Genomic DNA, 1,552 nt, shown 5'->3' on the forward strand with positions numbered 1-1,552 from the left:
GCGATTCCGATGCCATTATCCTGGACAGAGAAGACGGCCTTTCCGTCGTTAGGTCGTGCCATCACGGCGATGTGGGGTCTTATCCCCTCTGTTCGATATTTTATGGCATTCCCAATTAGATTTTGGAAAAGCCGATCTAACTGGTGGCAGTCCCCAACCACCATGAGCGATGCATCCACATCGACGACCACGTGTGCATCACACTCGGCAATGGCTGTCCCAAGGTTCTTCAAGGCATGGGAAATGGCATCGCCGATCCGCATCGGAATCAGTGGTTCTCCCTGTCGATCAATTCTGGAGAATGCAAGCAGGTCCAGAACCATCGCATCCATACGCCGGGCACCATCGCGGACGAAGCCAATAAATTCATGCCCATCTCCGTCGAGGTGATGTCCGTAGCGGCGTTCAATCAGGTCAACATAGCTGCTGATCATACGGAGCGGCTCACGAAGATCATGGGATGCGACGTAAGCAAATTGCTCAAGTTCGGCGTTGGATGCCGCCAAATCCTTGCAGGCAATTTCCAGCTTTTCTTCACTCTGCCGTCTGGCTGTAATGTCAAAGCAATAGCCTACATATCCGAGAAATTCGCCTGACTGGTTTAGAATCGGAATACCATAATCCGCGATCCAACCGTATTCACCACAGGCACGCTTGATCCGGTATTCCATGTCGAACGGCTGACGAAGTGCGAAGGCATCAAGATAGATTTTCAAGCAGCGATCAAAGTCGCCGGGATGGACACCTTCCGTCCATCCATCCCCCATCTCCTGCTCCATTGTCCTGCCGGTATAAGCAAGCCAAGCAGGGTTAAACCAATTGCATTTGGCATCGAGACCGGCACGCCATATCAGAATCGGGGCTGCCTTTAGGAGTTCGAGATCAGGCCAACCTGTGTTTGCAACAATCATGGCCGTTCCCAAACCATTGGCTTGGCAGGAATGCTACCAAAGGCATAAGGCTTCGGCAATTGATCGATTCTAAAATTCGAAATACGGCAACCATGCCGCTAACGGCGAATAATCTACACCGGCAGTGTGAACCTGAAGGTGGCTCCATGCCCAGGTTCTGACTCCACCCAAATTTGCCCACCATGCTGTGTGATGATCCGCTTGCAGATCGCAAGTCCAACGCCACTTCCTGGATATTGATTTCCAGCATGGAGCCGCCGGAAAATCTCAAAAATATCCTGGGAGGTGTCTGCAATGCCGATGCCATTGTCGCGGACAGCAATCTGCCATTTGCCGTCTTTTTGCTCAGCATCAATGGATAATTGAGGCTTACGGTCAGGGTGACGGAACTTGACAGCGTTGCCGATCAGATTCTGAAACACCTGCATCAATTGGACATCATCGCCGATGACCTCGGGAAGCTGGCCTACAGTGATTTCTGCGTGATTCTGGGAAATGACCTCTCTGAGATTATCCTGTGCAGCTAAACATGCAGCCATCAGGGAGATGCGGGAGAACGAGACGCCTTTTGCCGAAACTCTGGAAAACGCCAAAAGGTCGTTGATCAGCAGTCCCATTCGCTTTGCTGCACCAACGACGAA

At 51.5% G+C, this 1,552-nt stretch carries 2 protein-coding genes; both read right to left on the minus strand.

The window, feature by feature from the left end; genetic code table 11:
• On the minus strand, window positions 1–911 hold a 911-nt coding region (locus A6A04_RS20605), incomplete at its 3' end, for a sensor histidine kinase (protein ID WP_156612725.1).
• 113 nt (window positions 912–1,024) lie between these two features.
• Window positions 1,025–1,552, minus strand: a 528-nt coding sequence (locus A6A04_RS22050; RefSeq protein WP_245651326.1) for a sensor histidine kinase, incomplete at its 5' end; no start/stop codon positions are given.

The organism is Paramagnetospirillum marisnigri, from assembly GCF_001650715.1.
Lineage (GTDB): Bacteria > Pseudomonadota > Alphaproteobacteria > Rhodospirillales > Magnetospirillaceae > Phaeospirillum > Phaeospirillum marisnigri.